The 26,471-nt window shown below is 54.3% G+C and carries 20 protein-coding genes and 1 pseudogene; 11 read left to right on the top strand and 10 right to left on the bottom strand.

Annotation, left to right across the window (positions count from 1 at the left end):
• Positions 1–18: 18 nt before the first annotated feature.
• The 5 genes from QNN86_RS16350 to QNN86_RS16370 all read left to right on the top strand — a co-directional run bounded on the left by QNN86_RS16350 (position 19) and on the right by QNN86_RS16370 (position 7,676).
• Positions 19–3,759, top strand: coding sequence for a nitrate reductase subunit alpha (locus tag QNN86_RS16350; RefSeq protein ID WP_414211743.1), 3,741 nt, complete (start codon positions 19–21; stop codon positions 3,757–3,759).
• The gene (gene narH, locus QNN86_RS16355; RefSeq protein ID WP_181616963.1) at positions 3,756–5,300 is read left to right on the top strand and encodes a nitrate reductase subunit beta; all 1,545 of its coding nucleotides are present in this window, start codon (positions 3,756–3,758) and stop codon (positions 5,298–5,300) included. The genes QNN86_RS16350 and narH overlap by 4 nt, the downstream gene beginning before the upstream one ends.
• The gene (gene narW, locus QNN86_RS16360; protein ID WP_137363319.1) at positions 5,300–5,995 is read left to right on the top strand and encodes a nitrate reductase molybdenum cofactor assembly chaperone; all 696 of its coding nucleotides are present in this window, start codon (positions 5,300–5,302) and stop codon (positions 5,993–5,995) included. Before narH ends, narW begins: the two co-directional genes overlap by 1 nt.
• Positions 5,992–6,672: a respiratory nitrate reductase subunit gamma gene (narI, locus tag QNN86_RS16365; RefSeq protein WP_096757016.1), complete on the top strand. Its 681-nt coding sequence runs from the start codon at positions 5,992–5,994 to the stop codon at positions 6,670–6,672. Before narW ends, narI begins: the two co-directional genes overlap by 4 nt.
• A 107-nt stretch (positions 6,673–6,779) precedes the next feature.
• A complete protein-coding gene (locus tag QNN86_RS16370; RefSeq protein ID WP_414211746.1) occupies positions 6,780–7,676 on the top strand; it encodes a PhzF family isomerase in 897 nt (298 codons plus the stop codon).
• Positions 7,677–7,727: 51 nt separating this feature from the next.
• On the opposite strand, the gene nhoA is transcribed toward QNN86_RS16370, so the two are convergent.
• Positions 7,728–8,573: an N-hydroxyarylamine O-acetyltransferase gene (nhoA, locus tag QNN86_RS16375; protein WP_137363321.1), complete on the bottom strand. Its 846-nt coding sequence runs from the start codon at positions 8,571–8,573 to the stop codon at positions 7,728–7,730.
• Positions 8,574–8,730: 157 nt separating this feature from the next.
• On the opposite strand from nhoA, the gene QNN86_RS16380 reads away from it, so the two are divergent.
• Together QNN86_RS16380 and QNN86_RS16385 are read left to right on the top strand one after the other, a co-directional pair.
• Positions 8,731–9,303 (top strand): flavin reductase family protein, encoded by a 573-nt coding sequence (locus tag QNN86_RS16380; protein WP_096757013.1) that lies wholly within the window; start codon positions 8,731–8,733, stop codon positions 9,301–9,303.
• 208 nt (positions 9,304–9,511) lie between these two features.
• On the top strand, positions 9,512–11,488 hold the full coding sequence (locus tag QNN86_RS16385) for an alkyl/aryl-sulfatase (RefSeq protein WP_414211749.1): 1,977 nt from the start codon (positions 9,512–9,514) through the stop codon (positions 11,486–11,488).
• A gap of 39 nt (positions 11,489–11,527) precedes the next feature.
• Here QNN86_RS16385 and pptA read toward each other — a convergent pair whose 3' ends face one another.
• Positions 11,528–11,755 (bottom strand): tautomerase PptA, encoded by a 228-nt coding sequence (gene pptA / locus QNN86_RS16390; protein ID WP_414211751.1) that lies wholly within the window; start codon positions 11,753–11,755, stop codon positions 11,528–11,530.
• 22 nt (positions 11,756–11,777) lie between these two features.
• Positions 11,778–12,713, bottom strand: a complete 936-nt coding sequence (locus QNN86_RS16395; protein WP_249418969.1) for a LacI family DNA-binding transcriptional regulator — start codon at positions 12,711–12,713, stop codon at positions 11,778–11,780.
• Positions 12,714–13,101: 388 nt separating this feature from the next.
• On the opposite strand from QNN86_RS16395, the gene QNN86_RS16400 reads away from it, so the two are divergent.
• Positions 13,102–14,298 carry an L-talarate/galactarate dehydratase gene (locus QNN86_RS16400; RefSeq protein WP_181491396.1) on the top strand — a complete coding sequence of 399 codons (1,197 nt, stop codon included), beginning with the start codon at positions 13,102–13,104 and terminating at the stop codon, positions 14,296–14,298.
• Between the two features lie 74 nt (positions 14,299–14,372).
• Complete coding sequence (locus QNN86_RS16405; protein WP_117342807.1) at positions 14,373–15,683, top strand: MFS transporter; 1,311 nt, start codon at positions 14,373–14,375, stop codon at positions 15,681–15,683.
• Positions 15,684–15,831: 148 nt separating this feature from the next.
• Here QNN86_RS16405 and QNN86_RS16410 read toward each other — a convergent pair whose 3' ends face one another.
• From QNN86_RS16410 to QNN86_RS16435, 6 genes and pseudogenes are all read right to left on the bottom strand, one after another.
• Positions 15,832–16,605, bottom strand: coding sequence for an amino acid ABC transporter ATP-binding protein (locus tag QNN86_RS16410; protein ID WP_414211754.1), 774 nt, complete (start codon positions 16,603–16,605; stop codon positions 15,832–15,834).
• Positions 16,589–17,515 carry an amino acid ABC transporter permease gene (locus tag QNN86_RS16415; RefSeq protein WP_117342809.1) on the bottom strand — a complete coding sequence of 309 codons (927 nt, stop codon included), beginning with the start codon at positions 17,513–17,515 and terminating at the stop codon, positions 16,589–16,591. The genes QNN86_RS16410 and QNN86_RS16415 overlap by 17 nt, the downstream gene beginning before the upstream one ends.
• 9 nt (positions 17,516–17,524) lie before the next feature.
• Positions 17,525–18,034, bottom strand: a complete 510-nt coding sequence (locus QNN86_RS16420) for a GNAT family N-acetyltransferase (RefSeq protein WP_096757005.1) — start codon at positions 18,032–18,034, stop codon at positions 17,525–17,527.
• Between the two features lie 9 nt (positions 18,035–18,043).
• Positions 18,044–20,302 (bottom strand): annotated as a pseudogene (locus QNN86_RS16425) (NtaA/DmoA family FMN-dependent monooxygenase).
• Between the two features lie 25 nt (positions 20,303–20,327).
• A complete protein-coding gene (locus tag QNN86_RS16430; protein ID WP_181616972.1) occupies positions 20,328–21,449 on the bottom strand; it encodes an amidohydrolase in 1,122 nt (373 codons plus the stop codon).
• Positions 21,449–22,447, bottom strand: a complete 999-nt coding sequence (locus tag QNN86_RS16435) for an MsnO8 family LLM class oxidoreductase (RefSeq protein WP_414211757.1) — start codon at positions 22,445–22,447, stop codon at positions 21,449–21,451. Before QNN86_RS16435 ends, QNN86_RS16430 begins: the two co-directional genes overlap by 1 nt.
• Before the next feature lie 496 nt (positions 22,448–22,943).
• Here QNN86_RS16435 and QNN86_RS16440 point away from each other — a divergent pair, with 496 nt between their 5' ends.
• Together QNN86_RS16440 and ansP are read left to right on the top strand one after the other, a co-directional pair.
• Entirely contained in the window at positions 22,944–24,485 is a 1,542-nt protein-coding gene (locus QNN86_RS16440) for a methyl-accepting chemotaxis protein (protein ID WP_115258464.1), read from the top strand.
• 146 nt (positions 24,486–24,631) lie between these two features.
• A complete protein-coding gene (gene ansP / locus QNN86_RS16445) occupies positions 24,632–26,074 on the top strand; it encodes an L-asparagine permease (RefSeq protein ID WP_096756999.1) in 1,443 nt (480 codons plus the stop codon).
• A 43-nt stretch (positions 26,075–26,117) separates the two neighbouring features.
• On the opposite strand, the gene QNN86_RS16450 is transcribed toward ansP, so the two are convergent.
• A complete protein-coding gene (locus QNN86_RS16450) occupies positions 26,118–26,339 on the bottom strand; it encodes a YgdI/YgdR family lipoprotein (protein ID WP_096756998.1) in 222 nt (73 codons plus the stop codon).
• Positions 26,340–26,471 lie beyond the last annotated feature (132 nt).

The following is a 26,471-nucleotide window of genomic DNA, read 5'->3' on the forward strand; positions in this document are numbered from 1 at the left end:
AGGAGCAGGAGAAATGTCATGAGTAAACTGTTGGATCGCTTTCGTTACTTTAAACAAAAGGGCGATACGTTTGCCGACGGGCACGGGCAAGTCATGCACACCAATAGGGATTGGGAAGACAGCTATCGTCAGCGCTGGCAGTTCGATAAAATTGTCCGCTCGACCCACGGCGTCAACTGTACCGGCTCATGCAGCTGGAAAATCTACGTTAAAAACGGCCTGGTCACCTGGGAAACCCAGCAAACTGACTATCCGCGCACCCGCCCGGACCTGCCTAATCATGAACCCCGCGGATGCCCGCGCGGTGCCAGCTATTCCTGGTATCTTTACAGCGCCAACCGCCTGAAATACCCGCTGGTGCGTAAACGCCTGATCGAACTGTGGCGCGACGCCCTTTCCCGTCAGCCCGACCCGGTGCTGGCGTGGGAATCTATTATGCACGATCCGCAAAAGTGCCAGAGCTACAAACAGGTTCGCGGACGCGGCGGATTTATCCGTTCCAACTGGAAAGAGTTAAATCAGCTGATCGCCGCCGCCAACGTCTGGACGGTGAAAACCTACGGCCCGGATCGCGTAACCGGATTCTCCCCCATCCCCGCCATGTCGATGGTTTCCTACGCGGCGGGGACACGCTATCTCTCGCTGATTGGCGGCACCTGCCTGAGCTTCTATGACTGGTACTGCGACCTGCCTCCGGCCTCACCGATGACCTGGGGCGAGCAGACCGACGTGCCGGAATCCGCCGACTGGTATAACTCCAGCTACATCATCGCCTGGGGCTCTAACGTCCCGCAGACTCGTACACCGGATGCCCACTTCTTTACCGAAGTCCGCTACAAAGGCACCAAGACCATCGCCATTACGCCGGACTACTCGGAGGTCGCCAAACTGTGCGACCAGTGGCTGGCACCGAAGCAAGGCACCGACAGCGCGCTGGCGATGGCTATGGGCCACGTAATTCTCAAAGAATTCCACCTTGATAAGCCCAGCGACTACTTCATCAACTATTGCCGTCGTTATACTGATATGCCGATGCTGGTGCTGCTGGATGCCCGCGATGACGGCAGCTTCGAGCCAGGACGGATGATGCGAGCCTCAGATCTCGTCGACGGACTGGGTGAAAGCAACAATCCTGAATGGAAAACCGTCGCGTTCAACAGCGCCGGTGAACTGGTGGTGCCGAACGGCTCTATCGGCTTTCGCTGGGGCGAAAAAGGCAAGTGGAACCTCGAGTCGCTGGCAGACGGCACGGAAACCGAACTGTCCCTGTCATTACTCGGTCAGCATGACGAAATAGCCGGGGTGGCATTCCCCTATTTTGGCGGTAACGAAAACCCGCATTTCCGCAGCGTGAAGCAGGAGCCAGTGCTGGTGCGTAAGCTACCGGTTAAGCACCTGACCCTCGCCGACGGTCGTCGTTGCCCGGTGGTCAGCGTGTACGATTTAGTGCTGGCGAACTACGGACTCGATCGCGGACTCGATGATGACCTCGCGGCCCATGATTACAGTGAGATTAAAGCCTACACCCCGGCCTGGGGCGAACACATCACTGGTGTACCTCGTCGTCATATCGAACAAATTGCCCGTGAATTTGCCGACACCGCGCACAAAACCCATGGTCGCTCGATGATCATCCTCGGCGCGGGCGTCAACCACTGGTACCACATGGACATGAACTACCGTGGGATGATTAACATCCTGGTGTTCTGCGGCTGTGTTGGTCAGAGCGGCGGCGGCTGGGCGCACTATGTCGGGCAGGAAAAACTACGTCCACAAACCGGCTGGCTGCCGCTGGCCTTTGCACTGGACTGGAATCGTCCCCCGCGTCAGATGAACAGCACCTCGTTTTTCTACAACCACTCCAGCCAGTGGCGCTATGAAAAAGTGACCGCTCAGGAGCTGCTCTCTCCGCTGGCGGACGCGTCGAAATTTACCGGGCATCTGATTGATTTCAACGTCCGCGCCGAGCGTATGGGCTGGCTGCCTTCTGCCCCACAGCTCAACCTCAACCCATTAACCGTTAAAGCCCGAGCGGAACAGGCGGGATTATCTCCAGCGGAATACACCGCGCAGGCGCTGAAGTCCGGTGATATCCGCATGGCCTGTGAGCAACCGGACAACGGCAGTAACCACCCGCGTAACCTGTTTGTCTGGCGTTCGAACCTGCTTGGCTCCTCCGGCAAAGGGCATGAATACATGCTCAAATATTTGCTGGGTACCGAAAGCGGTATTCAGGGTGAAGCGCTGGGCGAAAGCGAGGGCATTAAACCTGAAGAGGTGGAATGGCAAACGGCGGCCATCGAAGGCAAGCTTGACCTGCTGGTCACGCTTGATTTCCGTATGTCCAGCACCTGCCTGTTCTCCGACATCGTGCTGCCGACTGCCACCTGGTATGAAAAAGACGACATGAATACCTCGGACATGCATCCGTTTATTCACCCCCTGTCGGCGGCGGTTGACCCGGCCTGGGAATCCAAAAGCGACTGGGAGATTTATAAGGGCATTGCCAAAGTGTTCTCCGAGGTCTGCGTGGGGCATCTGGGCCAGGAAACCGATGTGGTGCTGCAACCGCTCCAGCATGACTCGCCGGCAGAACTGTCGCAGCCGTTTGATATTCAGGACTGGCGCAAGGGTGAATGTGACCTCATTGCCGGTAAAACGGCCCCCAATATAACCGTTGTGGAACGCGACTACCCCGCCACTTACGAACGCTTTACCTCGCTCGGTCCGCTAATGGACAAACTGGGTAACGGTGGGAAAGGCATTTCGTGGAACACCCAGGCTGAAGTCGATTTCCTCGGTAAGCTGAACTACACCAAGCGCGAAGGCCCGGCGAAAGGCCGACCGCTGATCGACACCGCGCTGGACGCCTCTGAAGTGATCCTCGCGCTGGCACCGGAAACCAACGGTCAGGTAGCGGTCAAAGCCTGGCAAGCTCTGGGGGCAATGACCGGTCGTGACCATACGCATCTGGCCCTGAATAAAGAAGACGAGAAGATTCGTTTTCGCGACATTCAGGCGCAGCCGCGCAAGATTATTTCCAGCCCAACCTGGTCGGGTCTTGAAAGCGAGCATGTCTCCTATAACGCCGGTTATACCAACGTGCACGAACTGATCCCATGGCGCACCCTGTCCGGTCGCCAGCAGCTGTATCAGGATCACGCGTGGATGCGAGCCTTTGGCGAAAGCCTGGTGGCCTATCGACCGCCAATCGATACCCGCAGCGTGACGGAAATGCGTGAGGTTCCACCGAACGGCTTCCCGGAAAAAGCGCTGAACTTCCTGACGCCGCACCAGAAATGGGGCATTCACTCCACGTACAGCGAAAACCTGCTGATGCTGACGCTGTCGCGCGGCGGACCGATTGTCTGGATCAGCGAAACCGACGCCAAAGAGCTGGGGATCGAGGATAACGACTGGATCGAAGCCTTCAACGCCAACGGCGCGCTGACCGCCCGTGCGGTGGTCAGCCAGCGTGTACCGCCGGGAATGACCATGATGTACCACGCGCAGGAGCGAATCATGAATATCCCCGGTTCTGAAGTTACCGGTATGCGCGGTGGTATTCATAACTCCGTGACCCGCGTGTGTCCGAAACCGACCCACATGATTGGCGGTTATGCGCAGCTGGCCTACAGCTTTAACTACTACGGTACCGTCGGCTCGAACCGCGATGAGTTCATCATGATTAGAAAAATGAAAAATATTGACTGGCTGGATGATGAAGGTCGCGATCAGGTACAGGAGGCGAAAAAATGAAAATACGCTCACAGGTAGGCATGGTTCTTAATCTGGATAAGTGCATCGGCTGCCACACCTGCTCCGTCACCTGTAAAAACGTCTGGACCGGACGTGAAGGTATGGAATACGCCTGGTTTAACAACGTCGAGACTAAACCGGGGATTGGTTACCCCAAAAACTGGGAAGATCAGGAAGAATGGCAAGGTGGCTGGGTTCGCGACGTTAACGGCAAAATCAGACCGCGACTGGGCGGCAAGATGGGCGTGATCACCAAAATTTTTGCCAACCCGGTGATCCCGCAAATCGATGATTACTACGAGCCGTTCACCTACGATTACCAGCATCTGCATAGCGCGCCGGAAGGTAAACATCAGCCCACCGCCCGTCCGCGTTCGCTGATTGATGGCAAGCGGATGGATAAGATTATCTGGGGGCCGAACTGGGAAGAACTGCTCGGCGGCGAGTTTTCTAAACGCGCGCGAGACCGTAACTTCGAGAAGATGCAAAAGGAGATGTACGGCCAGTTCGAAAACACCTTCATGATGTATCTGCCGCGCCTGTGTGAACACTGCCTGAACCCAAGCTGCGTCGCCACCTGCCCGAGCGGCGCCATCTACAAGCGTGAAGAAGACGGCATTGTGTTGATCGACCAGGATAAATGCCGCGGCTGGCGGTTGTGTATCAGTGGTTGTCCGTATAAGAAAATCTACTTTAACTGGAAGAGCGGCAAGTCGGAAAAATGTATTTTCTGCTATCCGCGTATTGAATCCGGCCAGCCGACGGTATGTTCAGAAACCTGCGTCGGGCGCATTCGCTATCTCGGCGTCCTGCTGTACGACGCCGACCGCATTGAAGAAGCGGCCAGCACCGAGCATGAAACCGATCTCTACGAGCGCCAGTGCGACGTGTTCCTCAACCCAAACGATCCAGCGGTCATTGAAGAAGCGCTGAAACAGGGTATTCCGCAAAACGTGATTGACGCCGCCCAGCGCTCGCCGGTCTATAAAATGGCGATGGACTGGAAGCTGGCGCTGCCGCTGCACCCGGAGTATCGCACCCTGCCGATGGTCTGGTATGTGCCGCCGTTGTCACCAATTCAGTCTTACGCCGATGCCGGCGGCCTGCCGCAGACCGACAGCATTCTGCCTGCCGTCGAAAGCTTGCGTATCCCAATCCAGTACCTTGCCAATATGCTCAGCGCGGGCGATACCGGCCCGGTGCTGCGCGCGCTGAAACGTATGATGGCGATGCGTCACTACATGCGCTCGCAAACCGTTGAAGGTGTCACCGATACCCGCGCCATCGATGAAGTCGGGTTGAGCGTGGAGCAGGTCGAAGAGATGTATCGCTATCTGGCGATTGCCAACTACGAAGACCGCTTCGTGATCCCGACCAGCCACCGCGAAATGGCCCGTGATGCCTTCCCGGAGAAAAACGGCTGCGGCTTTACCTTCGGCGATGGCTGCCACGGTTCAGATACCAAATTCAACCTGTTCAACAGCAGCCGCATTGATGCTATCGACATCACCGAAGTGCGCGATAAAGCGGAGGGTGAATAATGCAGATCCTCAAGGTTATCGGGCTGTTGATGGAGTATCCGGATGAATTGCTGTGGGAATGTAAGGACGATGCGCTGGCGCTGGTCGCCAGCGACGCGCCGATGCTGAGCGAATTCACCCGAGAACTGTTAAATGCCCCGCTGCTGGATAAGCAAGCCGAATGGTGCGAGGTGTTTGACCGGGGGCGCGCCACCTCGCTGCTGCTGTTTGAACATGTTCATGCAGAATCACGCGATCGCGGTCAGGCAATGGTCGACCTGCTGGCACAGTACGAAAAGGTCGGGTTACAGCTCGCCTGCCGTGAGCTGCCGGATCACCTGCCGCTGTATCTGGAGTATTTGAGCGTGCTGCCGGAGGCAGAGGCTAAAGAGGGATTGCAAAATGTCGCGCCGATCCTGGCGCTGCTTGGCGGGCGCTTAAAGCAGCGTGATACCCCATGGTATCAGCTGTTTGACGCCCTTCTCATGCTGGCGGGCAGTCCGCTTTCAAGTGACAGTGTCACGAAGCAGGTCGGCGCAGAAACCCGTGACGATACCCGCCAGGCGCTCGACGCTGTATGGGAAGAGGAACAGGTGAAGTTCATTGAGGATAACGCCACCGCCTGTGACAGTTCACCGTTGCAAAGCTACCAACGGCGCTTTAGCCAGGACGTGGCGCCACAGTATGTTGACGTCAGCTCGGGAGGCCCGAAATGATACAGTACCTGAACGTCTTTTTTTACGACATCTACCCGTATCTGTGCGGGACAGTGTTTATCCTCGGCAGCTGGCTACGCTACGACTACGGCCAGTACACCTGGCGCGCCTCCTCCAGCCAGATGCTGGACAAACGCGGCATGGTGTTGTGGTCAAACCTGTTCCACATCGGCATTTTGGGGATTTTCTTCGGCCATCTGTTTGGCATGTTAACCCCGCACTGGATGTACGCCTGGTTCCTACCTATCGCAGTGAAGCAGCAAATGGCGATGATTGCGGGCGGGATTTGCGGCGTGCTGACGCTGGTAGGCGGCGCGGGTTTGCTGGTTCGTCGTCTGACGAATTCGCGAATTCGCGCGACATCCTCTACCGCTGATATTCTGATCCTGTGTGTTCTGCTGGTTCAGTGTATCCTCGGCCTGACCACCATTCCGTTCTCAGCGCAGCATCCGGACGGCAGTGAAATGCTGAAACTGGTGGGCTGGGCGCAGTCGGTGGTGACCTTCCAGGGCGGCGCGTCCGCGCATCTCGACGGCGTGGCGCTAATTTTCCGCGTCCATCTGGTACTGGGGATGACCATCTTCCTGTTATTCCCGTTCACCCGTCTGGTCCACGTGTGGAGCGCGCCGGTCGAATACTTTACCCGTCGCAACCAGATTGTGCGTTCCCGCCGATAAATTCGCGTTGCATTGCTGGATCCGGCCTACAGGGATATTCCGTAGGCCGGAATCGCCATCCGGCATTTTGCACGTTATGATGCTTCTCCACTCCAGGGAGAACGCCAATGAAACCACAGGTTTACCATGTCGATGCCTTTACTTCACACCCGTTTCGCGGCAATTCCGCAGGCGTCGTGCTGAATGCGGACGGGCTGAGCGAGGCGCAGATGCAGCTGATTGCGCGTGAACTGCGTCATTCTGAAACCGCCTTTCTGCTCACCAGCAATGACAGCGACGTGCGTATTCGCTACTTCACGCCAACGGTCGAAGTACCTATCTGTGGGCACGCCACCGTCGCCGCACACTATGTTCGCGCCTGTGTGCTTGGGCTGGGCGCTACCACCGTCTGGCAAACGTCATTGGCGGGTCGTCATCGGGTTGATATTCATGATGAAGATAACGACTATCGCATCAGCCTGGAACAGGGTATGCCGACGTTTGAGCCACCGCTGGAAGGGGCCACGCGTGCGGCCATCATCGCCGCTCTGCACCTGAATGAGGACGATATACTGCCGGGACTGCCGCTCCAGATTGCCTCGACCGGACATTCGAAAGTGATGATCCCGTTGAAACCGGAGGTCGACCTCGACGCCCTGTCCCCGGACCTGTCGGCATTAATCGCGATCAGCCAGCACATTGGCTGCAACGGCTTCTTCCCGTTTCAGATTCGACCAGGGGAAAATGCCACCGATGGCCGGATGTTTTCACCGGCGATTGGCATTGTGGAGGATCCGGTCACCGGCAATGCCAATGGTCCAATGGGCGCATGGCTGGTGCACCACAACCTAATGGCGCATGACGGAAAAATCTTGCATGTTCAGGGGCATCAAGGCCGCGCGCTGGGACGCGACGGCATTGTCGAGGTGACGGTGGCAATCCAGGACAATCAGCCGCAAAAAGTGACGATTACCGGTGCGGCGGTGATCCTGTTTCATGCCGAATGGGCGATAGATTTTAATTGAGTCGGTAGGCCGGATAAGACGCATCGCGTCGCTATCCGGCAAATCATCACCCTATTTACCCGCCTCCGGATGCGTATCAAACGCCGCCATCACCGTTGCCAGTTCCGCCTCGGTAAAGCCGTGTTTGGCATCATCAACTCCCAGACCAAAGCGGTCCTGTAACAGGGCATACAGGCTCGCGACGTCAGGTAAGTTAATCTGCTCTACCGCATGTCCCGCTTCATAGTGCGTAAAATGGAAGTTGGTCAGGGTCAGCTTACCGCCGTCTGGCAGATGACGACACATCAGCAGGTGATGGCGAAAATGCGACTGTGGCCAATGCGCGGACCAGAAGTTACCTATCAGATGATCGCTCTGATGCTGAGTGACCAGATCGAAGTGGTACATCGATTGCCAGTGCTCATGATGACGGAACTGCAGGATCCAGTCCTCGTCTTCCCGAATCAGCCGATATTCACCGTGCGGTGTCTGCTGTTCAATGTCGGCCTGCAGACGAATCGGCGCGGTTAGCGTTTGTCCGCCAAAACCAACATCGGCAATCCACGCTTCACCTTGCAATTCGACCAGTAACAGTCGATGCGTGCGCGGCGGCAAGCTGGGCGGATTTGCCAGCACCACCCGCCCAAGTAAACTGCGCACGGTAAAGCCAATCTCCCGCAGCGCACGCTCAAATACCCCATTCTGCTCAAAGCAATAGCCGCCGCGACGCGCGCCCACCAGTTTCTCTTCCAGCGACTGCTCGTCGAGCTGCATTTCTCGCGGCAGCAGCACATCGAGATTTTCAAACGGAATCGCACCGTTGTGCAGTAAATGCAGCGCCTGCAAAGTGTCAATGTTGACGTTAGCCGTACCTGACCAGCCAATACGGGAAAAATAAGCGGTTAAAAAAGGCGTCATACCGGATCCCTGTGCGTTGAATGTTGTACTTATAACGCATTTTTCATTTTCCGCCGTCGATTTTGTGCGCTCTCGCCGTATGCCGGGCGACAAAATCGCTAATCCCGTTAATATCTATATTAATTGTGCGCATAATCCACTCAACTGAGGATCCACCATGAGTCATTTCCGTCCGGTTGAATTACACCATGCCAGCCGACTGTTAAATCACGGTCCAACGGTCTTGATAACCAGTCGTGATGAAAATACCCAGCGGCGAAATGTGATGGCGGCGGCGTGGTCCATGCCCGTTGAGTTTGACCCGCCGCGTATTGCCATTGTGGTGGATAAGACCGCCTGGTCGCGTGAACTCATTGAACGTAGCGGCATGTTTGGCATTGTCATTCCCGGCGTGGCGGCAACTAACTGGACCTACGCGGTGGGCAGCGTTTCTGGTCGGGTGGAAGATAAATTCAACTGCTACGGTATTCCGGTAGTCAAAGGTCCGGTGCTGGGCTTACCGCTGATAGAAGCGAAATGCCTGGCGTGGATGGAATGCCGCCTGCTGCCTGCGACATCTGCGCAGGAGAAATATGACACCTTGTTCGGCCAGGTTGTTTCCGCTGCAGCGGACGATCGCGTCTTTGTCGACGGACGCTGGCAGTTCGATGATGACAAACTCAACACCCTGCATCATCTCGGTGCGGGCACCTTTATCACCAGCGGAAAACGCATTACTGCAGGTGAGTGATCGGAACGGATGACAGCCCCCCTGTCATCCACGTTTTTTTATTCTACTTTTTCTTAAAACTTCCAAAAAAAACAATTGGATAAAACAGCCACCGTGACCTTGCCGATTCATTCATGTGAATTATAGTTAAGTTTGCTCTAATTCAAATATTTAACCAAAACGCTATCCGTAGACACCGCACGTCCTGAAGTCTCTGAGAGGATTTACGATGCAACTTAATAGAATCGCACAAAGTTTACTCCTGGCTGGGTTATTAACATCGTTTGCCGTCCCTGTTATGGCTGCTGAAGCGCCAAAAGACGCCACTGCCGCCACGCAACAGGCCAACAATGCGCTATACAATCAACTGCCCTTCTCTGATAACACCGACTTTACTGACGCCCATAAAGGCTTTATCGCCCCGATTCCTCAGGAGGTGATTAAAGGTGAGCAAGGTAACGTGGTCTGGAACCCGCAACAGTACGCCTTTATTAAAGAAGGTGATAAATCACCGGATTCGGTTAACCCAAGCCTGTGGCGACAGGCTCAGCTAATCAACATCAGCGGACTGTTTGAGGTGACGGATGGCGTTTACCAGATCCGTAACCTCGATTTGTCGAACATGACGATTATCGAAGGTAAAGAAGGCATCACCGTGGTTGATCCGCTGGTCTCTGCTGAAACAGCTAAAGTAGGGATGGATCTTTACTTTAAAAACCGGGGTAACAAACCGGTTGTGGCGGTGATTTACACCCACAGCCACGTTGACCATTACGGCGGCGTGCGCGGCGTTGTTGATGAAGCCGACGTAAAAGCGGGCAAAGTTAAGATTTATGCGCCAGCCGGATTTATGGAAGCCGCGGTGGCTGAAAACATTATGGCCGGTAACGTCATGAGCCGTCGCGCCAGCTATATGTACGGCAACCTGCTAAAACCGGACGCCAAAGGCCAGGTCGGCGCAGGGCTCGGCACCACCACCTCTGCGGGCACGGTGACTCTGATTGCGCCCACCAACATCATTGAGAAAGATGGGCAAAAAGAGGTTATTGACGGTCTGACCTATGACTTCATGCTGGCACCAGGTTCAGAAGCACCATCAGAAATGCTGTGGTACATCGAAGAGAAAAAGCTGATTGAATCTGCCGAAGATGTCACCCATACCCTGCACAACACCTACTCGCTGCGCGGTGCCAAAATCCGTGAACCGCTGCCGTGGTCCAAATACATTAACGAAGCGATTGTGCGCTGGGGGGATAAAGCAGAAATCCTGATGGCGCAGCACCACTGGCCGACCTGGGGTAACGACAAGGTCGTAACGCTGCTGAAAAGTCAGCGTGATCTGTATCGTTACATCAACGATCAGACGCTACGTATGGCCAACGAAGGTCTGACCCGTGACGAGATCGCCGCGAACTTCAAACTGCCGGACTCGCTGGCACATACCTGGGCCAACCGGGGTTACTATGGATCTGTTAGCCACGATGTGAAAGCCACCTACGTGCTGTATCTCGGCTGGTTTGACGGCAACCCGGCCACGCTGGATGAACTGCCGCCAGAAGAAGCTGCGAAGAAATTCGTCGACTATATGGGCGGCGCCGATGCTATTTTGCAAAAAGCAAAGGCTGACTATGACCAGGGTAACTACCGCTGGGTCGCACAGGTTGTGAGCAAAGTGGTGTTTGCCGATCCGAACAACCAGGCCGCGCGTAATCTGGAAGCCGATGCGCTGGAGCAATTAGGCTACCAGGCTGAGTCCGGACCGTGGCGTAACTTCTACCTCACCGGCGCACAAGAGTTGCGTAACGGCGTGGTCAAAGGGCCAACCCCGAATACCGCCAGCCCGGATACCGTCCGCGCGATGACGCCAGAAATGTTCTTTGACTATCTGGCGGTGCATATTAACGGGCAAAAAGCGGGCGACGCGAAATCGGTATTCAACATCGACCTCGGTAGCGACGGCGGTAAATACAAGCTGGAGCTGGAAAACGGCGTGCTAAACCACACCGCCAATTCTGAAGCCAAAGACGCAGACGCAACTATCACGCTCAACCGTGACACGTTGAACAAAATCATCCTTAAGGAAGTGACGCTGAAACAAGCTGAACAGAGTGGCGATGTGAAGGTGACCGGTGACGGCGCTAAACTTGATTCTATGCTGGGCTACATGGATAAATTCGAGTTCTGGTTCAATATCGTTACGCCTTAAACCTAACGTACAACGGGCGGATTATCCGCCCGTTTTTTCTCACATACTGTAACCCGGCTTTTTAATCAGCGTATCCATGTGCGGTGCGATATCCGCATCCCACACGCCCTGCCACGCCTCTGGCTCAATTTCATTCAGCGCAACGCTTACCGAGCTGTCTTTGCTTTGCAGATGGCGAACGATCACCTCGGTAATCTCCGCCGCCAGCGCGGATTTTTGTTCGTCATTCAAATCGCGGGGAAAACATTTAATATCAACGTGCGGCATAGCAGGTTCCTTATTATTGTCTTTACGCGGACTCGCGTACGATAAGATGAAATCCGACATCAATAATATCGTCTTCACGAGGAATATGCTCAATTCTGTCGGCGAGCAGCGAGGCGGCCCGCTGTCCAATGGCGCGTCGGTCTACGCTGACGGTGGTAATTGCCGGGCGATTGCTGGCGGCAAAATCAAGATCGCCAAAGCCCACCACCGCTAAATCGTGTGGTACCGCCAAACCACGGCTTTCCGCCTCCATAATTGCCCCCTGCGCGAGGGTATCCGAGCTACAGACAATCACATCAAGTTCGCTGTCGGCAAAAAGCTGCGTCAAGCCACTGCGTCCCAACGCCAGCGAAGCCGGAAGCGGCACATCCACCTGCGGCACCGTGGTAATGCCATGGCGACTCAACACATCACAGAGTCCGTGTTTACGCTGACCAGCGCGGCGATCGGCGGTCCATAACAGGCCCGGGCGACGATAACCTTTTGCAAGGAGATAGTCAGCCACCGCCTGCCCAACTTTTTCGTGCGAGAACCCCACCAGCATATCGATGGGGGTTGGCGTCAAATCCCAGATTTCCACCACCGGGATGGCGGCGTTGAGGATCACTTTTTTCAGCTCAACGGTGTGGTGGATACCCGTGAGCACCACGCCGTCCGGTCGACGAGAAAGCAGCGTCGCCACCAGCTCGGCTTCGGTTTGCTGCGTATACCCAGCCACGCATAGCAAGATGTGATACCCACGTTCAGCCAGTTCGTCGCTCAACGACTGAATGGTATCGACAAACATATTGTTGTTAATTTGTGGGACCACTACCGCAATCAGTTTGCTGCGACGTGAGGCCAACCCCCCCGCCAGTGCGTTGGGAATATACCCAGTGGCGCGAACGGCCTGCATCACCTTTTCTACTGTTTTCGGGCGCACCATTTGCGGAGTATTCAGCGCCCTGCTTACGGTCATTGGCGATAATCCCGCGGTGCGGGCAACATCTTCCAGCGTTGGTGCGCGCGGAGGTCTGGAATTATTCACGGTTGATGCCTTTGTAAAAATCGCCGATGGATTTGTGCATTATTCATCATGATTTCGGCCATTGCCAGCATCCCTGGTGCATAACTCAGAGAAAACAGCAGCTTAGTGAAATAACACCTTGTAAAATGTTAGCGCCATCATAATGATTTGTGCATTTTCACACAATGCATTGGATTGTGATGCTGTTTATAAAAACAGCCCCTGTTATCTCCACATTTGTGATCGATTGTTCAAATCGGCAGCAATTTACTGGCGTAATGATTGCGCCACCATTAAAAATGTTAGCGCAATCATTTTATAGTTACCAGGAGAGAACAAGATGTCACTAAGTGCGAATTCCGATGCCGTAACTTATGCCAAAACGGCCAACGCAAAAACAGCGGCTGAAACAGGCGACCGTATTGAGTGGGTAAAACTGTCTTTGGCCTTTCTGCCGCTGGCAACGCCAGTCAGCGATGCTAAAGTGCTCACCGGTCGCCAGAAACCGTTAACTGAAGTCGCTATTATCATCGCTGAGATCCGTAGCCGTGACGGATTTGAAGGGGTGGGATTTAGCTACTCGAAGCGCGCAGGCGGTCAGGGTATTTATGCGCATGCCAAAGAGATCGCCGATAATCTGCTTGGCGAAGATCCGAACGATATAGACAAGATCTACACCAAATTGCTGTGGGCTGGAGCTTCCGTTGGCCGCAGCGGGATGGCGGTCCAGGCCATCTCCCCTCTCGACATCGCCCTGTGGGATATGAAGGCCAAGCGCGCGGGCCTGCCGCTGGCAAAACTGCTGGGCGCACATCGCGACTCCGTTCAGTGCTATAACACCTCCGGAGGATTCCTGCATACGCCGCTGGATCAGGTGCTGAAAAACGTGGTTATCTCCCGCGAAAACGGCATTGGCGGCATCAAACTGAAAGTCGGTCAGCCAAACTGCGCCGAAGATATTCGTCGCTTAACCGCGGTGCGTGAAGCGCTGGGCGATGACTTCCCGCTGATGGTTGACGCCAATCAGCAGTGGGATCGGGAAACCGCCATTCGCATGGGCCGCAAAATGGAACAGTTCAATCTGATCTGGATTGAAGAGCCGCTGGATGCCTATGACATTGAAGGCCACGCTCAACTGGCTGCTGCGCTTGATACACCGATTGCCACCGGCGAAATGCTGACCAGTTTCCGCGAGCACGAGCAGTTGATCCTCGGTAACGCCAGTGATTTTGTGCAGCCCGACGCCCCACGCGTGGGCGGTATTTCTCCATTCCTTAAAATTATGGACCTGGCGGCAAAACACGGGCGCAAGCTGGCTCCACACTTTGCCATGGAAGTGCACCTGCATCTGTCCGCCGCTTACCCACTTGAACCGTGGCTGGAGCATTTTGAATGGCTGAACCCGTTATTCAATGAACAACTGGAACTGCGCGATGGTCGGATGTGGGTTTCAGATCGCCATGGTCTGGGATTCAGTATTAGCGAACAGGCACGCCGCTGGACGCAGTTAAGCTGTGAATTTGGCACGCGCCCTTAACGTATCTGGCGGGGAATAATACCCGCCCTCTTTCCCTACAGAAACGCTCTCAAACCTAATAACAGGAGTGGGTGATGAACACAATAATAAAGCGCACTAAAGTGCGTTACAGTATTTTGATATTTCTGTTTCTGGCCACCGTATTTAATTATGCCGATCGTGCAACGTTATCCGTTGTCGCACCGATTATGAGTAAAGAGTTGGGTTTTGACCCTGAAGCAATGGGGCTGGCCTTTTCTGCATTTGGTATTTCATACGTCATTATGCAATTGCCAGGCGGCTGGTTACTGGACCGCTACGGCTCTCGCCTGGTGTACGGCTGCGCGCTGATCGGCTGGTCGCTGGTGACCATGTTTCAGGGCACCATTTATCTGTATGCCAGTCCGCTGATCGTATTGATTATCTTACGTCTGATGATGGGCGCTATCGAAGCCCCCGCCTTCCCCGCCAACAGTCGCCTGAGTGTACAGTGGTTTCCTAATAACGAGCGCGGGTTTGTCACCTCAGTTTATCAGGCAGCGCAATATATCTCGCTAGGCATTATTACGCCGCTGATGACCATCATATTGCATAATTTGAGCTGGCATTTTGTCTTTTATTATATCGGGGCAATTGGCGTTATTCTGGGTATATTCTGGCTGGTTAAGATCAGAGATCCGATGCATCACCCGAAAGTTAACCAGCAGGAACTTGATTATATTCGTAATGGCGGTGGCGAACCCTCGTTGGGAAATAAGAAAGAACCACAAAAAATCACCTTTGCGCAGATTAAAAGCGTTTGCGTCAACAGGATGATGATCGGTGTTTATATCGGGCAGTTCTGTGTCACATCCATTACCTGGTTCTTCCTGACCTGGTTTCCGACTTATCTGTACCAGGCTAAGGGAATGTCGATTCTCAAGGTCGGGTTTGTCGCCAGTATTCCTGCGATTGCCGGTTTTATCGGTGGATTGTTAGGTGGCGTATTCTCTGACTGGTTATTGAAACGCGGCTACAGTCTGACGGTTGCCCGCAAGCTGCCGGTCATCTGCGGGATGCTGCTTTCCTGCGTGATTGTTATCGCCAACTACACCTCTTCAGAATTTGTGGTGATTGCCGCCATGAGCCTGGCATTTTTCGCCAAAGGTTTTGGCAATCTGGGCTGGTGCGTACTCAGCGATACCTCACCAAAAGAAGTGTTGGGCATTGCCGGAGGTGTGTTCAATATGTGCGGCAACATGGCCAGTATCATCACCCCACTGGTTATCGGCGTCATCCTTGCCAATACCCAGTCGTTTGATTACGCCATTTTATACGTCGGCTCGATGGGGCTAATTGGGCTGTGTTCGTATCTGTTTGTCGTCGGACCGTTGGATCGTATTACCCTGACGCCGTCCGTCGCGTGATTTAACCGTATGGCGATATTTCGCCCGCTGTTCCGGGACTTGCACTCCTGCGGAACAGCGTTTTTTTACGCCAACGATTTGCTCTGCACACGCTGCGTCGAGGTAAGTGAGGTTAGCCATTTTCCCGCGGCACATAGCGCGCCCCGGTTCACAGAACTTTCGACAAAAACTGCTGCGTGCGCGTATGACGCGGATGATTGAGTACCTGCTCGCTGCTACCCTGCTCGACGATTTTACCATCGACCATAAACACCACCTGATCCGCCACCTCCCGGGCAAAACCAATCTCGTGCGTCACCACCACTAACGTGGTACCGGACTTTGCCAGGCCTTTAATGACATCCAGCACTTCGCCCACCAGTTCAGGATCAAGCGCGGATGTCGGTTCATCAAACAGCATCACACGCGGGTTCAACGCCAGCGCACGAGCGATGGCGATACGCTGCTGCTGCCCGCCAGATAAATGGCGTGACCAGGCATCGGCTTTATGCCGCAAGCCTACCGCATCCAGCAGGGTTAATGCCCGCTCGGTAGCGGATTTCCGTGACGCGAGTCCGTGAGCCACTGGTGCTTCAATCAGGTTCTCCAGTACCGTTAAGTGCGGGAAGAGATTAAAGTTCTGAAACACATAGCCCACGTTAATGCGCTGGCGCAGAATATCCGCCTCTTTCAGTTCATACAGTTTGTCTCCCTGTCGGCGATAACCTATATAGTCGCCGTCGATCTGAATGAAGCCTTCATCGACGCGCTCCAGATGGTTGATGGTCCGCAGTAACGTGGATTTTCCCGAACCCGATGGCCCGAGAATAACCGTTACCGTACCAGGCGGGATCTCCAGCGACACGTCATCCAGCGCTTTATGGCGGCCGAAGGACTTGCTGACGCCAGTAATGGAAATATGGCCTTCAGGCGAGTGGGACATGGACGACCTCCTGAGGCGTAAGTTGACGGCGACCTTTAACTGCGCGGCTGACGCGGGTGGTATTGATGGCTGAGCGCCGTTCGCTGCGGGCCAGCGCGCGTTCAACCAGGTGTTGAATCAGCGACAGAACGCTGGTGATCGCCAGATACCACACCGCCCCAACCATCAGCAACGGGATCACCTCCTGGGTACGGTTGTAGATCATCTGGATGGTGTAAAACAGCTCCGGCATCGCCAGCACGTAAACCATCGCCGTGCCTTTCGCCAGGCTAATAATTTCATTGAAGCCGGCAGGCAAAATGGTGCGCAGCGCCTGCGGCAGGATAATGCGCAGCGTGCGTCGCCAGGCAGGTAAACCCAGCGCTGCCGCAGCCTCATACTGGCCGTGATCGACACCGAGAAATCCGCCACGAATAATCTCGGCGGTATAGGCGCTTTGCACCAGCGTCAAACCCACTACCGCGGTAGAAAACTGACCCAGTACATTGATGGTCGCGAAGCTGCCCCACTGAACGTGGGTGAAAGGAATGCCAATCGTCAGCGTGTCGTACAGATACGAGAAGTTGTATAAGATTATCAGCACCACGATCAGCGGCAGCGAGCGAAACAGCCAGATGTATCCCCAGGCCAGGCTATTCAGCAGCCACGATGATGAGAGACGTGCCAGTGCCAGCAATCCACCGAACACCACACTCAACAATGTGCCGATAAGGGTCAGCAGCAGCGTTTGCCCCAGACCAGACAAAATCACCGGATCGAAGAACCAGCGGGCAAACACGCCCCACTCCCAACGCGGATTAAACGCCACCGACTGGATAATCACCGCCAGCACAAACAGCGCGACTATCGCACCTGCCGTGCGCATCGGATAGCGTGCCGGGACGACTTTGATGGTTTCCGTCGTTTTCATTTTTTCTCCTCAGGCAATTTTTGCCTGACCTGCGATGGTCAACAGTTTGGTAAAGCGCAGCCGACCGTCAAACGGTGGCAGGCTGTACTCTTCCGGGTTACGTGCAATATCAAATTGTGGATCGTACCCCTGACGCAAATAGAGCTGAACGGCCTCCGGTTGGCGAAACCCTGTCGTCAGGTAGATACGGCTGTAGCCCGCCAGTAGCGCCCGTCGTTCCAGTTCCTGTACCACGCGCGCCGCCAGCCCCTGCTTACGCAGGGTGCTTTGGGTCCAGATGCGTTTAATCTCAGCCGTGTCTTTGTCGTAAGGTTTGTAGGCCCCGGTGGCGATAATCTCGCCGTCGCGCTCCAGCACCACAAAGATCCCCTGCGGCGCCAGATACCATTCAGTCAATTCAACTTCAGCATCACGGGAAAAATAATCGCCATAGCGCGCGGCATATTCAGCAAACAGACCGTTCAGAATCGGCTGCAGTTCTGCCGCCTCCGGCGAGACCACGCGGAATTGATCGCTCACGTTACCTCCTTAGTCGCCTAAACCGGCCGGGTTGATTTCAGATTGTGGAATGCGTTCTACCCCCTCTCCCCAGCGATTCAAGACTTTGTCGTAGTCACCGTTGGCGATCACACCGTTAAGCGCGGTTTGCACCGGCTGTACCAATCCGCTGTCTTTTTTCAGCGTTACGGCGATATGCGCGGCCTTTGGCCAGCCACCGTCGACGCTACCCACGAGTTGCGTTTTTCCATTGAGCGCTGCTTTCCACGCGCCGATAACGTTAGGGCCAAAATAGGCATCGGCGCGGCCTGACTGTAGCGCCAGCGTCTGGGCGGCATCATCCTTGGTATAGACTGGCGTAAACGCCGGTAACCCTTTCTTCAGGTTCTCTTCATTCCATGCCAGAAGAATGGCTTCCTGGTTGGTCCCGGAGCCGACAATAATGCGCAGCCCGGCGATATCTTTTGCCTGTTCAATTTTGCTCAACTTACTGCCGGTTTTGACGTAAAAACCGAGTGAATCTTTACGATACGTGGCGAAGTCGAACTTTTCTTTGCGCGCTTTGGTGACGGTAATATTGCTGATCGCAGCATCATATTTGCCGGAAGCTACGCCCAACGGCCAGTCTTCCCATGACGTTGGCACCACGTTCAACTCCAGCCCCAGACTGTCGGCCACCAGACGGGCGATATCCGCCTCGCTGCCGATCAGCGTTTTATTGTCATCTGCAAACACCGTCAGCGGCGGCTGGCTCAGTCCGGCAATCGCCACCGTGAATTTACCCGGTACGGCCAGCTGCAGCCTGGCGGGCAACTGCGCGATCGCCTGGGCGTTTTTCACCGTGTTAATCGGCGTTTTATTGGCCTCCAGGCTTACGCCCGTGCCGTTGATGGTGACATCGTTTGCCCAGACGGAAGCGCTGAAAGCCAGGGACAGCGCCAAAAGTAATGATTTTTTCTGCATCGTATTTGTCTCTTATTGTGTGAATTGATTGGCAGGTGTCGCTAAGCCAAGGCTGGCACGCAAAGTCGTGCCGGGGTAGTCAAGACGGAACAGACCGCGCGCCTGAAGTAACGGGATCACCTGTTCAACAAAGCGTGGGAAGGTGTCCGGCGTGCCGCCCTGAATGATAAATCCGTCGGCGGCTCTCTCATCGAACCACTGCTGCAGGCCGTCAGCCACCTGTTCCGGCGTACCGCTAAAGCGGGGGCGTGGGCTGGCCGCTTCCAGCGCTGCCTGGCGCAGGGTTAACCCGCGCTCACGTGCATTGCGCTTGATTTCATCGGTGGTGCTGCGAAAACTGTTTTGCCCGAGATCGCCGAGTTCCGGGAACGGCGCATCAAGGGAATATTGCGCGAAATCGTGATGTTCAAAATAGCGGCCGAGGTAATTCAGCGCGTCGTTAATGGAAACCAGCGCTGCGGTGGTTTGATATTGCTGTTCAGCATCCTGCTCGTTGTCACCCACAATGACGCTGATGCCCTGGAAAATATGCAGATCATCGTCACCCCGCCCCGCTATTTCCAGCTGGCTTTTCACATCCTGATAAAAAACTTTGGCCTCTGCCAGTGATTCCTGATGGGTGAAAATGGCGTCAGCGTGTGTTGCTGCTAATTTCTTGCCATCCTCAGAAGCGCCAGCCTGAAATATAATCGGCCGTCCTTGTGGTGTACGGGCAATATTTAAAGGGCCGGCAACCTGGAAATAATCGCCATGATGATTGAGCGTATGCAGTTTCTGCGGATTAAAGAATTCACCGCTCGTTTTATTGCGGGTAAACGCATCCTCCTCCCACGAATCCCACAACCCTTTGACCACCTGCAAATATTCATCGGCAATACGGTAGCGCTGAGCATGTTCCGGATGCTGTGCGCGAGAATAGTTCTTTGCTGAACCTTCCAGGGGCGATGTCACCACATTCCATCCAGCGCGCCCCTGGCTGAGATGATCGAGGCTGGCAAACTGCCGCGCGGTGGTAAACGGCTCGCTGTATGACGTTGAAACTGTACCCACCAGTCCCAGATTGTTGGTGATGCTCGCCAGTGCCGACAATACCGTTAGCGGTTCAAAGCGATTTAAAAAATGCGGGATAGATTTCTCATTGATATACAAACCATCGGCAACAAAAATAAAATCCAGTTTACCTTGCTCGGCAATTAATGCAGTGTCTTTGACAAACTCAAAATTAATACTGGCATCGGCAAGTGCTGCCGGATGACGCCATGCTGACATATTCCCGGAGGCACCATGCAGAATAGTGCCCAACCGTAATTGCCTTTTTTTAGCCATAGTACCCCCTACCCAACAGGTAAAATTAAAGGTGTGTGAATGCCGTTTTCGCTAAATGCGTAAAGTACTGCGCGGCGGGTTCAATTAATCGTTCGTCAGGATTAAATCCCGGATGGTGTAATCCGTATTCGCTGGCGCTGCCAATACTGACAAATGCCCCGGGCGTATTTTGCAGATAGACGGCAAAATCCTCTCCCCCCATATGCAGATCGGCATAATGCGTCGTGTACCCGGAGGTTTTTGCCACCTCGGTGGCGATCTCTGCCCAGCGCGAATCGTTGACCAACGCTGTGGGGCCTGCGTGCCAGATAACATCAATTTGTACGCCAAAGGCGTGGGCAAATCCGGCAGCGATGTCATTCACCCGTGATTTGACCTGCTGCTGAACGACTGTGCGATGGGTTCTGAGCGTCCCTTCCAGCTCAACGGATTCTGGCAGCACGTTCCACGTGTTGCCGCCCTGAATACGGGTCACGCTCAGCACCACCGAATCCAGCGTGTTAACCTCCCGGCTGGCCACGCCTTGCAACACCGTCACCAGTTGGCTGGCAAGCAGAATGACATCTTTGCCTTCATGTGGCCTAGCGGCATGTGCGCCTTTGCCATGGATACGCAGCACGACACGATCAACGTTGGCATAAAATGCGCCGCCACGCGTGGCAAACTCACCCACCGGTAACCCCGGCTCGTTGTGCATACCGAAAATCGCCGCTACGTTTTGTAGCGCCCCGGCGCGGATTAACGCTTTCGCGCCACCAAAGTTTTCTTCCGCAGGCTGAAACAGGATACGAACCCGCCCCGGTAATGCGCTTTCTTGCTGTTTCAACAACAGCGCCGCACCGAGCATGACGCTGGTATGCACGTCGTGTCCGCAGGCGTGCATGACCCCCGGCGTTACGGAGCGAAACGCCACATCGGCATTCTCTTCTATCGGCAAGGCGTCGATATCGGCCCGCAGGGCGATAACATCATCTCCTCGCCCAACCTCGGCCACCAGACCGGTGTTGAGTTCAAAGGGCAAAATGTTGACGTCGGCAGCACGCAACCAGTCGCGAATACGCGCCGTAGTCGCTACCTCCTGTAAGGACAACTCCGGGTGCTGGTGCAGTTCACGGCGCCAGCCGATAAGCGTCGAGGCCAGTGACATCAGACGACCTCCACTGCGGAATGGGCCTGCGCCAACAAATACAGCGATGTCAGACGCGCATGACCTTCTGCTAGCGGGGTATCGATAATAAATTCATCAATGCCGTACTGCGCGTGCAGGCTGTTCAGCTTTGCGACCACATCCTCGGCCGTTCCATGCAACAACACCTGCGCTCGACGGGCAATTTTTCGTGGCACGCTGCCCGCCTGTGCGGCGAATGCCAACGCCTGCTCTTCACTGGCCACCGTCACGCGTTGACCATCTTCCAGCTCAACGCCCCATATTTGTACGCTCTCCGCCAATTGCGCGGCAGTCTCCGGATTGTTCGCCACAATCACCTGCACGGCGACAATCGTCGGGCGCACACTGTTGGCTTGCCAGTAAGTCAGAACATCGCGTAGCAGCGCCGGATCACCGTTCAGGTGCGCGGCAAAGATGAAATTCCAGTCAGACTCGGCCGCCAACTGTGCGCTTGGCACGCTGGCCCCCAACACGAATCTTTGCGGCGGAGAGGGAGGGATCGGCGTCGGAAATACCGCGTGCCCGGTTTCCGTCCCGGTCAATGCCAGCCAGGCATCGAGCTGCGAAAGCTGCTCGGCAAAGCTGCCCTTTTCACTCTGATGTAGCCCTTGCTGGAGCGCCTGCGTTGACAGCGGTAGACCGCCTGGGGCTTTCCCCACGCCGAGATCAACGCGCCCTGGGGCCAGTGATGCCAGTAAATTGAAGTTTTCCGCTACTTTATACGGGCTGTAATGTTGCAGCATAACGCCACCAGAGCCAACGCGGATACGTTGTGTTTGGCCAAGGATCCAGGCGATCACCAACTCCGGTGACGGACTGGCTAGCTGCGGCGTATTGTGATGCTCCGCTATCCAAAAGCGGTGGTATCCCCACGCCTCTGCCTGCTGTGCCAGCTGTAGCGTACGGGCAAGCGCAATGGCAGCAGTTTCGGTTTCCCCTACGGGGCTTTTATCGAGAATACTCAGGCGATATGACATGTTACAGGCTCACGATTGTTAACATGTCGTCATTATTAAATTATCAAACAACCATTCAGAAACATTTAATTCACATTTACTCAGCTAAAAAATCGCTAACCAACCTTACTTCTACTACGGGTAAGGTCTCTCCTGGGCAGGTATAAGAAGCAGAAAAAACATACCCTACAAAATATAATAGGGTTACTGTTTATGCCAGAAACCCAACAATATCATTTTGCGGTAGTTTTATTTTTGCGCACTATATTTATGCTGAATTTAATTTAAGTCAGCTGAAGTATCTTTTTAGGTTATACACTTGTATTTATTGTTTCATATTTATGACCATTAACAAACTGCATACAACAAAAATTTTATTTGAAATACTTTCGTCAGGCTAATGATTAGTAGAGAATGCAGCGTTTCTTATTAAAAATGGTTTAAAACAGCTTTTTAATATCCACTGGTATTATTCCGGGGATTTTTGTATGACTTGAACATACCACCAGGGACCGCTATGAAAAGTAACATGCCCGTTACACAAGTTGAGCACACACTTAACGCGAAAGCGACGCTGCTGTCGACGACGGATAAAGAAAGCCACATTACCTATGCCAACACGGCTTTTATTGAAGCCAGCGGCTTTAATGAAACCCAGCTCATGGGCGAACCCCACAATATTATTCGCCATCCCGATATGCCCTCTGCCGCCTTCGCCGACATGTGGCACACTCTCCAGCAGGGTGACAGCTGGACCGGGATGGTGAAAAATCGCCGGGAAAATGGTGACCATTACTGGGTTCGCGCCAATGTCACCCCCGTCTGGCACCGCGAAAAATTAACCGGCTACATCTCTGTGCGTACCGTTCCATCACGAGAAGAAATAGCCCAGAGTGAGCAGCTGTATGAAAAAATAAATAGCCAGCAATTTAAAGGTTTCCGACTTTTTAAAGGCATTATTATTCGTCGTGGCATACTGGCATGGACCTCTGCGTTTAAATGGTTAAGCATAAGTCAGCGCGTCAATTATGCTTTAGGGGTAGTAGCCCTGCTCTGCGTATTATTAACCCTCGCACCGGTGAATTCATTTATTCAGGCTGGCGGAATGATCGTGCTATTTCTGCTATTTGGTATTTACCTTAAGTGCCAAATTTGTCAGCCAGTTAATACGCTGCTCAGTCAAATGAAAAAGGTTGTCTCCGGCCGTAAACCCGATAACTGTCATTTAAATCGCGTAGATGAAATCGGGATGCTGATGCGACTGGTTAATCAATCCGGGCTGAATCTAAACTCCCTGGTGGATGATGTCAGTACACAAATCGCCGGGATCCGCGAAATCAGTCAACGGGTATCAAAAGAAGGCGTTGCACTGCATACACGTTCCGAAGAAACCTCCGCTGACCTGCAGCAAACCGCTGCCGCCATTGAAGAAATTGGCAGCGCGGTGCAACAAACCGCCGATACCGCCGCACAAACGATGACCATGGCCGATAAAACCAGCGTCAACGCGACGGAAGGCGGCGATATCATGAAACAGACCATCGGCATGATGCAGGCTATCTCGCGTGATAACAGTCAGATCGTCGATATCATCGGTGTTATCGACAGTATCGCCTTTCAGACCAATATTCTGGCGCTGAATGCTGCCGTCGAGGCCGCACGCGCCGGGGAGTCCGGGCGCGGTTTTGCCGTTGTGGCGGCGGAAGTCCGCAATCTGGCTCAGCACTCCGCCTCGGCCGCCAAAGAGATCAAGCAGCTAATTGAGAAGAACGTCGCGAACGTCAACTCCGGCGTAAAAATGGTGGAGCAGACGGAAACGCATCTCACGGGCATGATCGGTGACGTATTGCAGATGTCGATGATGATTAAAGACATCAGCCTCGCAACGCGGGAACAAACCCAGGCGCTGGATCTGATCAATGACTCGATTTCACGCGTCGGCACCATGACCCACACTAACGCCGAGATGGTGGAACGTGTCACTGATGCCACCGCCGATTTAACTCAGCGTTCCTCACGACTGCAGCAGGCCGTGCAGGTCTTTGGCGTGTCGGCATAATCCAGGCTTTGCGTCACTGATTAATTGACTGTAGGATGCTCGGCCGACAGTTTTCCCCTCTAACACCATGATGGGTAACGCTGTTTTCGCCGCTGCATCGGCGGCAAAAAGGATTTTGTTAATTTGTCAGGCCAACAGGAAACGCAATGAACACACACAACACGCAAGCCGCAGAACAACATGCGGCGAAACGACGCTGGCTGAATGCTCACGAAGAGGGGTATCACAAAGCGATGGGCAACCGACAGGTACAGATGATCGCCATCGGCGGCGCGATTGGTACCGGGTTGTTTTTAGGGGCCGGGGCACGTTTACAAATGGCTGGACCCGCTTTAGCGCTGGTGTATCTGGTATGCGGTATTTTTTCATTCTTTATTCTTCGTGCGCTCGGAGAACTGGTTCTGCACCGCCCTTCCAGCGGCAGTTTTGTCTCCTACGCCCGTGAGTTCCTGGGAGAGAAAGCGGCCTACGTGGCTGGCTGGATGTACTTTATCAACTGGGCGATGACCGGGATCGTCGATATCACCGCTGTCGCGCTGTACATGCACTACTGGGGGGCGTTTGGCGATGTGCCACAGTGGGTATTTGCCCTTGGTGCGCTGGCGATTGTTGGTACCATGAACATGATTGGCGTGAAATGGTTCGCCGAAATGGAGTTCTGGTTTGCGCTGGTCAAAGTGTTGGCAATCGTGATTTTTCTGGTGGTTGGTACGGTCTTTTTAGGTACCGGACAACCACTGGACGGTAACACCACCGGGTTTCATCTGATCACCGATAACGGTGGCTTCTTCCCGCACGGTCTGTTACCCGCGCTGGTGCTGGTACAAGGTGTGGTCTTTGCTTTTGCCTCTATTGAACTGGTGGGTACGGCCGCCGGAGAATGCAAAGATCCGCAAACCATGGTGCCAAAAGCGATCAACAGCGTGATTTGGCGCATTGGCCTTTTCTACGTTGGCTCAGTCGTACTGCTGGTGCTGCTGCTGCCATGGAACGCCTATCAAGCGGGCCAAAGTCCGTTTGTGACCTTCTTCTCGAAACTCGGCGTGCCGTATATCGGCAGTATCATGAACATTGTGGTGCTGACCGCCGCCCTTTCCAGCCTCAACTCGGGGTTGTATTGCACCGGGCGAATTTTACGTTCGATGTCGATGGGCGGTTCAGCCCCCAAATTTATGGCGAAAATGAGCCGTCAGCAGGTCCCATGGGCTGGGATCCTCGCCACACTGGTGGTGTATGTGGTCGGCGTTTTCCTCAACTATCTGGTGCCTTCGCAGGTGTTTGAGATCGTGCTGAACTTCGCGTCGTTAGGAATTATTGCGTCGTGGGGATTTATCGTGGTGTGCCAGATGCGTTTGCGTCAGGCCATTAAAGACGGCAAAGCGGCAGATGTCAGCTTCAAGCTCCCGGGCGCGCCGTTTACCTCATGGTTAACGTTGCTGTTCCTGCTAAGCGTGCTGGTGCTGATGGCCTTTGATTATCCGAACGGCACCTACACCATCGCGTCGTTACCGTTGATTGCTATTCTGCTGGTTGCCGGATGGTTTGGCGTGCGTAAACGCGTGGCGGAAATCCAGCGCACCGCGCCGTAATCGCATTCAGGCCTGACAGCGTATCCCCGTCAGGCCTGCTTTCTTAGTTGGCTTCGATTAACTGCGCAACATCATTGCTGTTAATTTCCCGCGCGTTGCCATCCTGATCGGTATAGCTGGTCATCCCGGTGTCTTTATCCAACTGCGGTTTGCCCTGGGTGACGATAGTTTGCCCACTTTTCGTGGTCATGACGTAATCCGTTGAACAACCTGCCAGAGTAAACAGCATTACGCCTGCGCAAAGGCAGATAAATGGCTTTTTCATGATATTCCTGTGTTATGCAATGAGCCGATAAGGACCTAGTGTAAGTCCCTGATGTTTATCAGGCCAGCGATGGGGTGTAACGAGGCGTATCGTGGGGTATGGATAAATAACAGGAGGGGTTTCCCCCTCCGG

It is taken from the genome of Citrobacter sp. C348, from assembly GCF_047467975.1.
In the GTDB taxonomy this organism is placed as follows: Bacteria; Pseudomonadota; Gammaproteobacteria; order Enterobacterales; family Enterobacteriaceae; genus Citrobacter; species Citrobacter gillenii.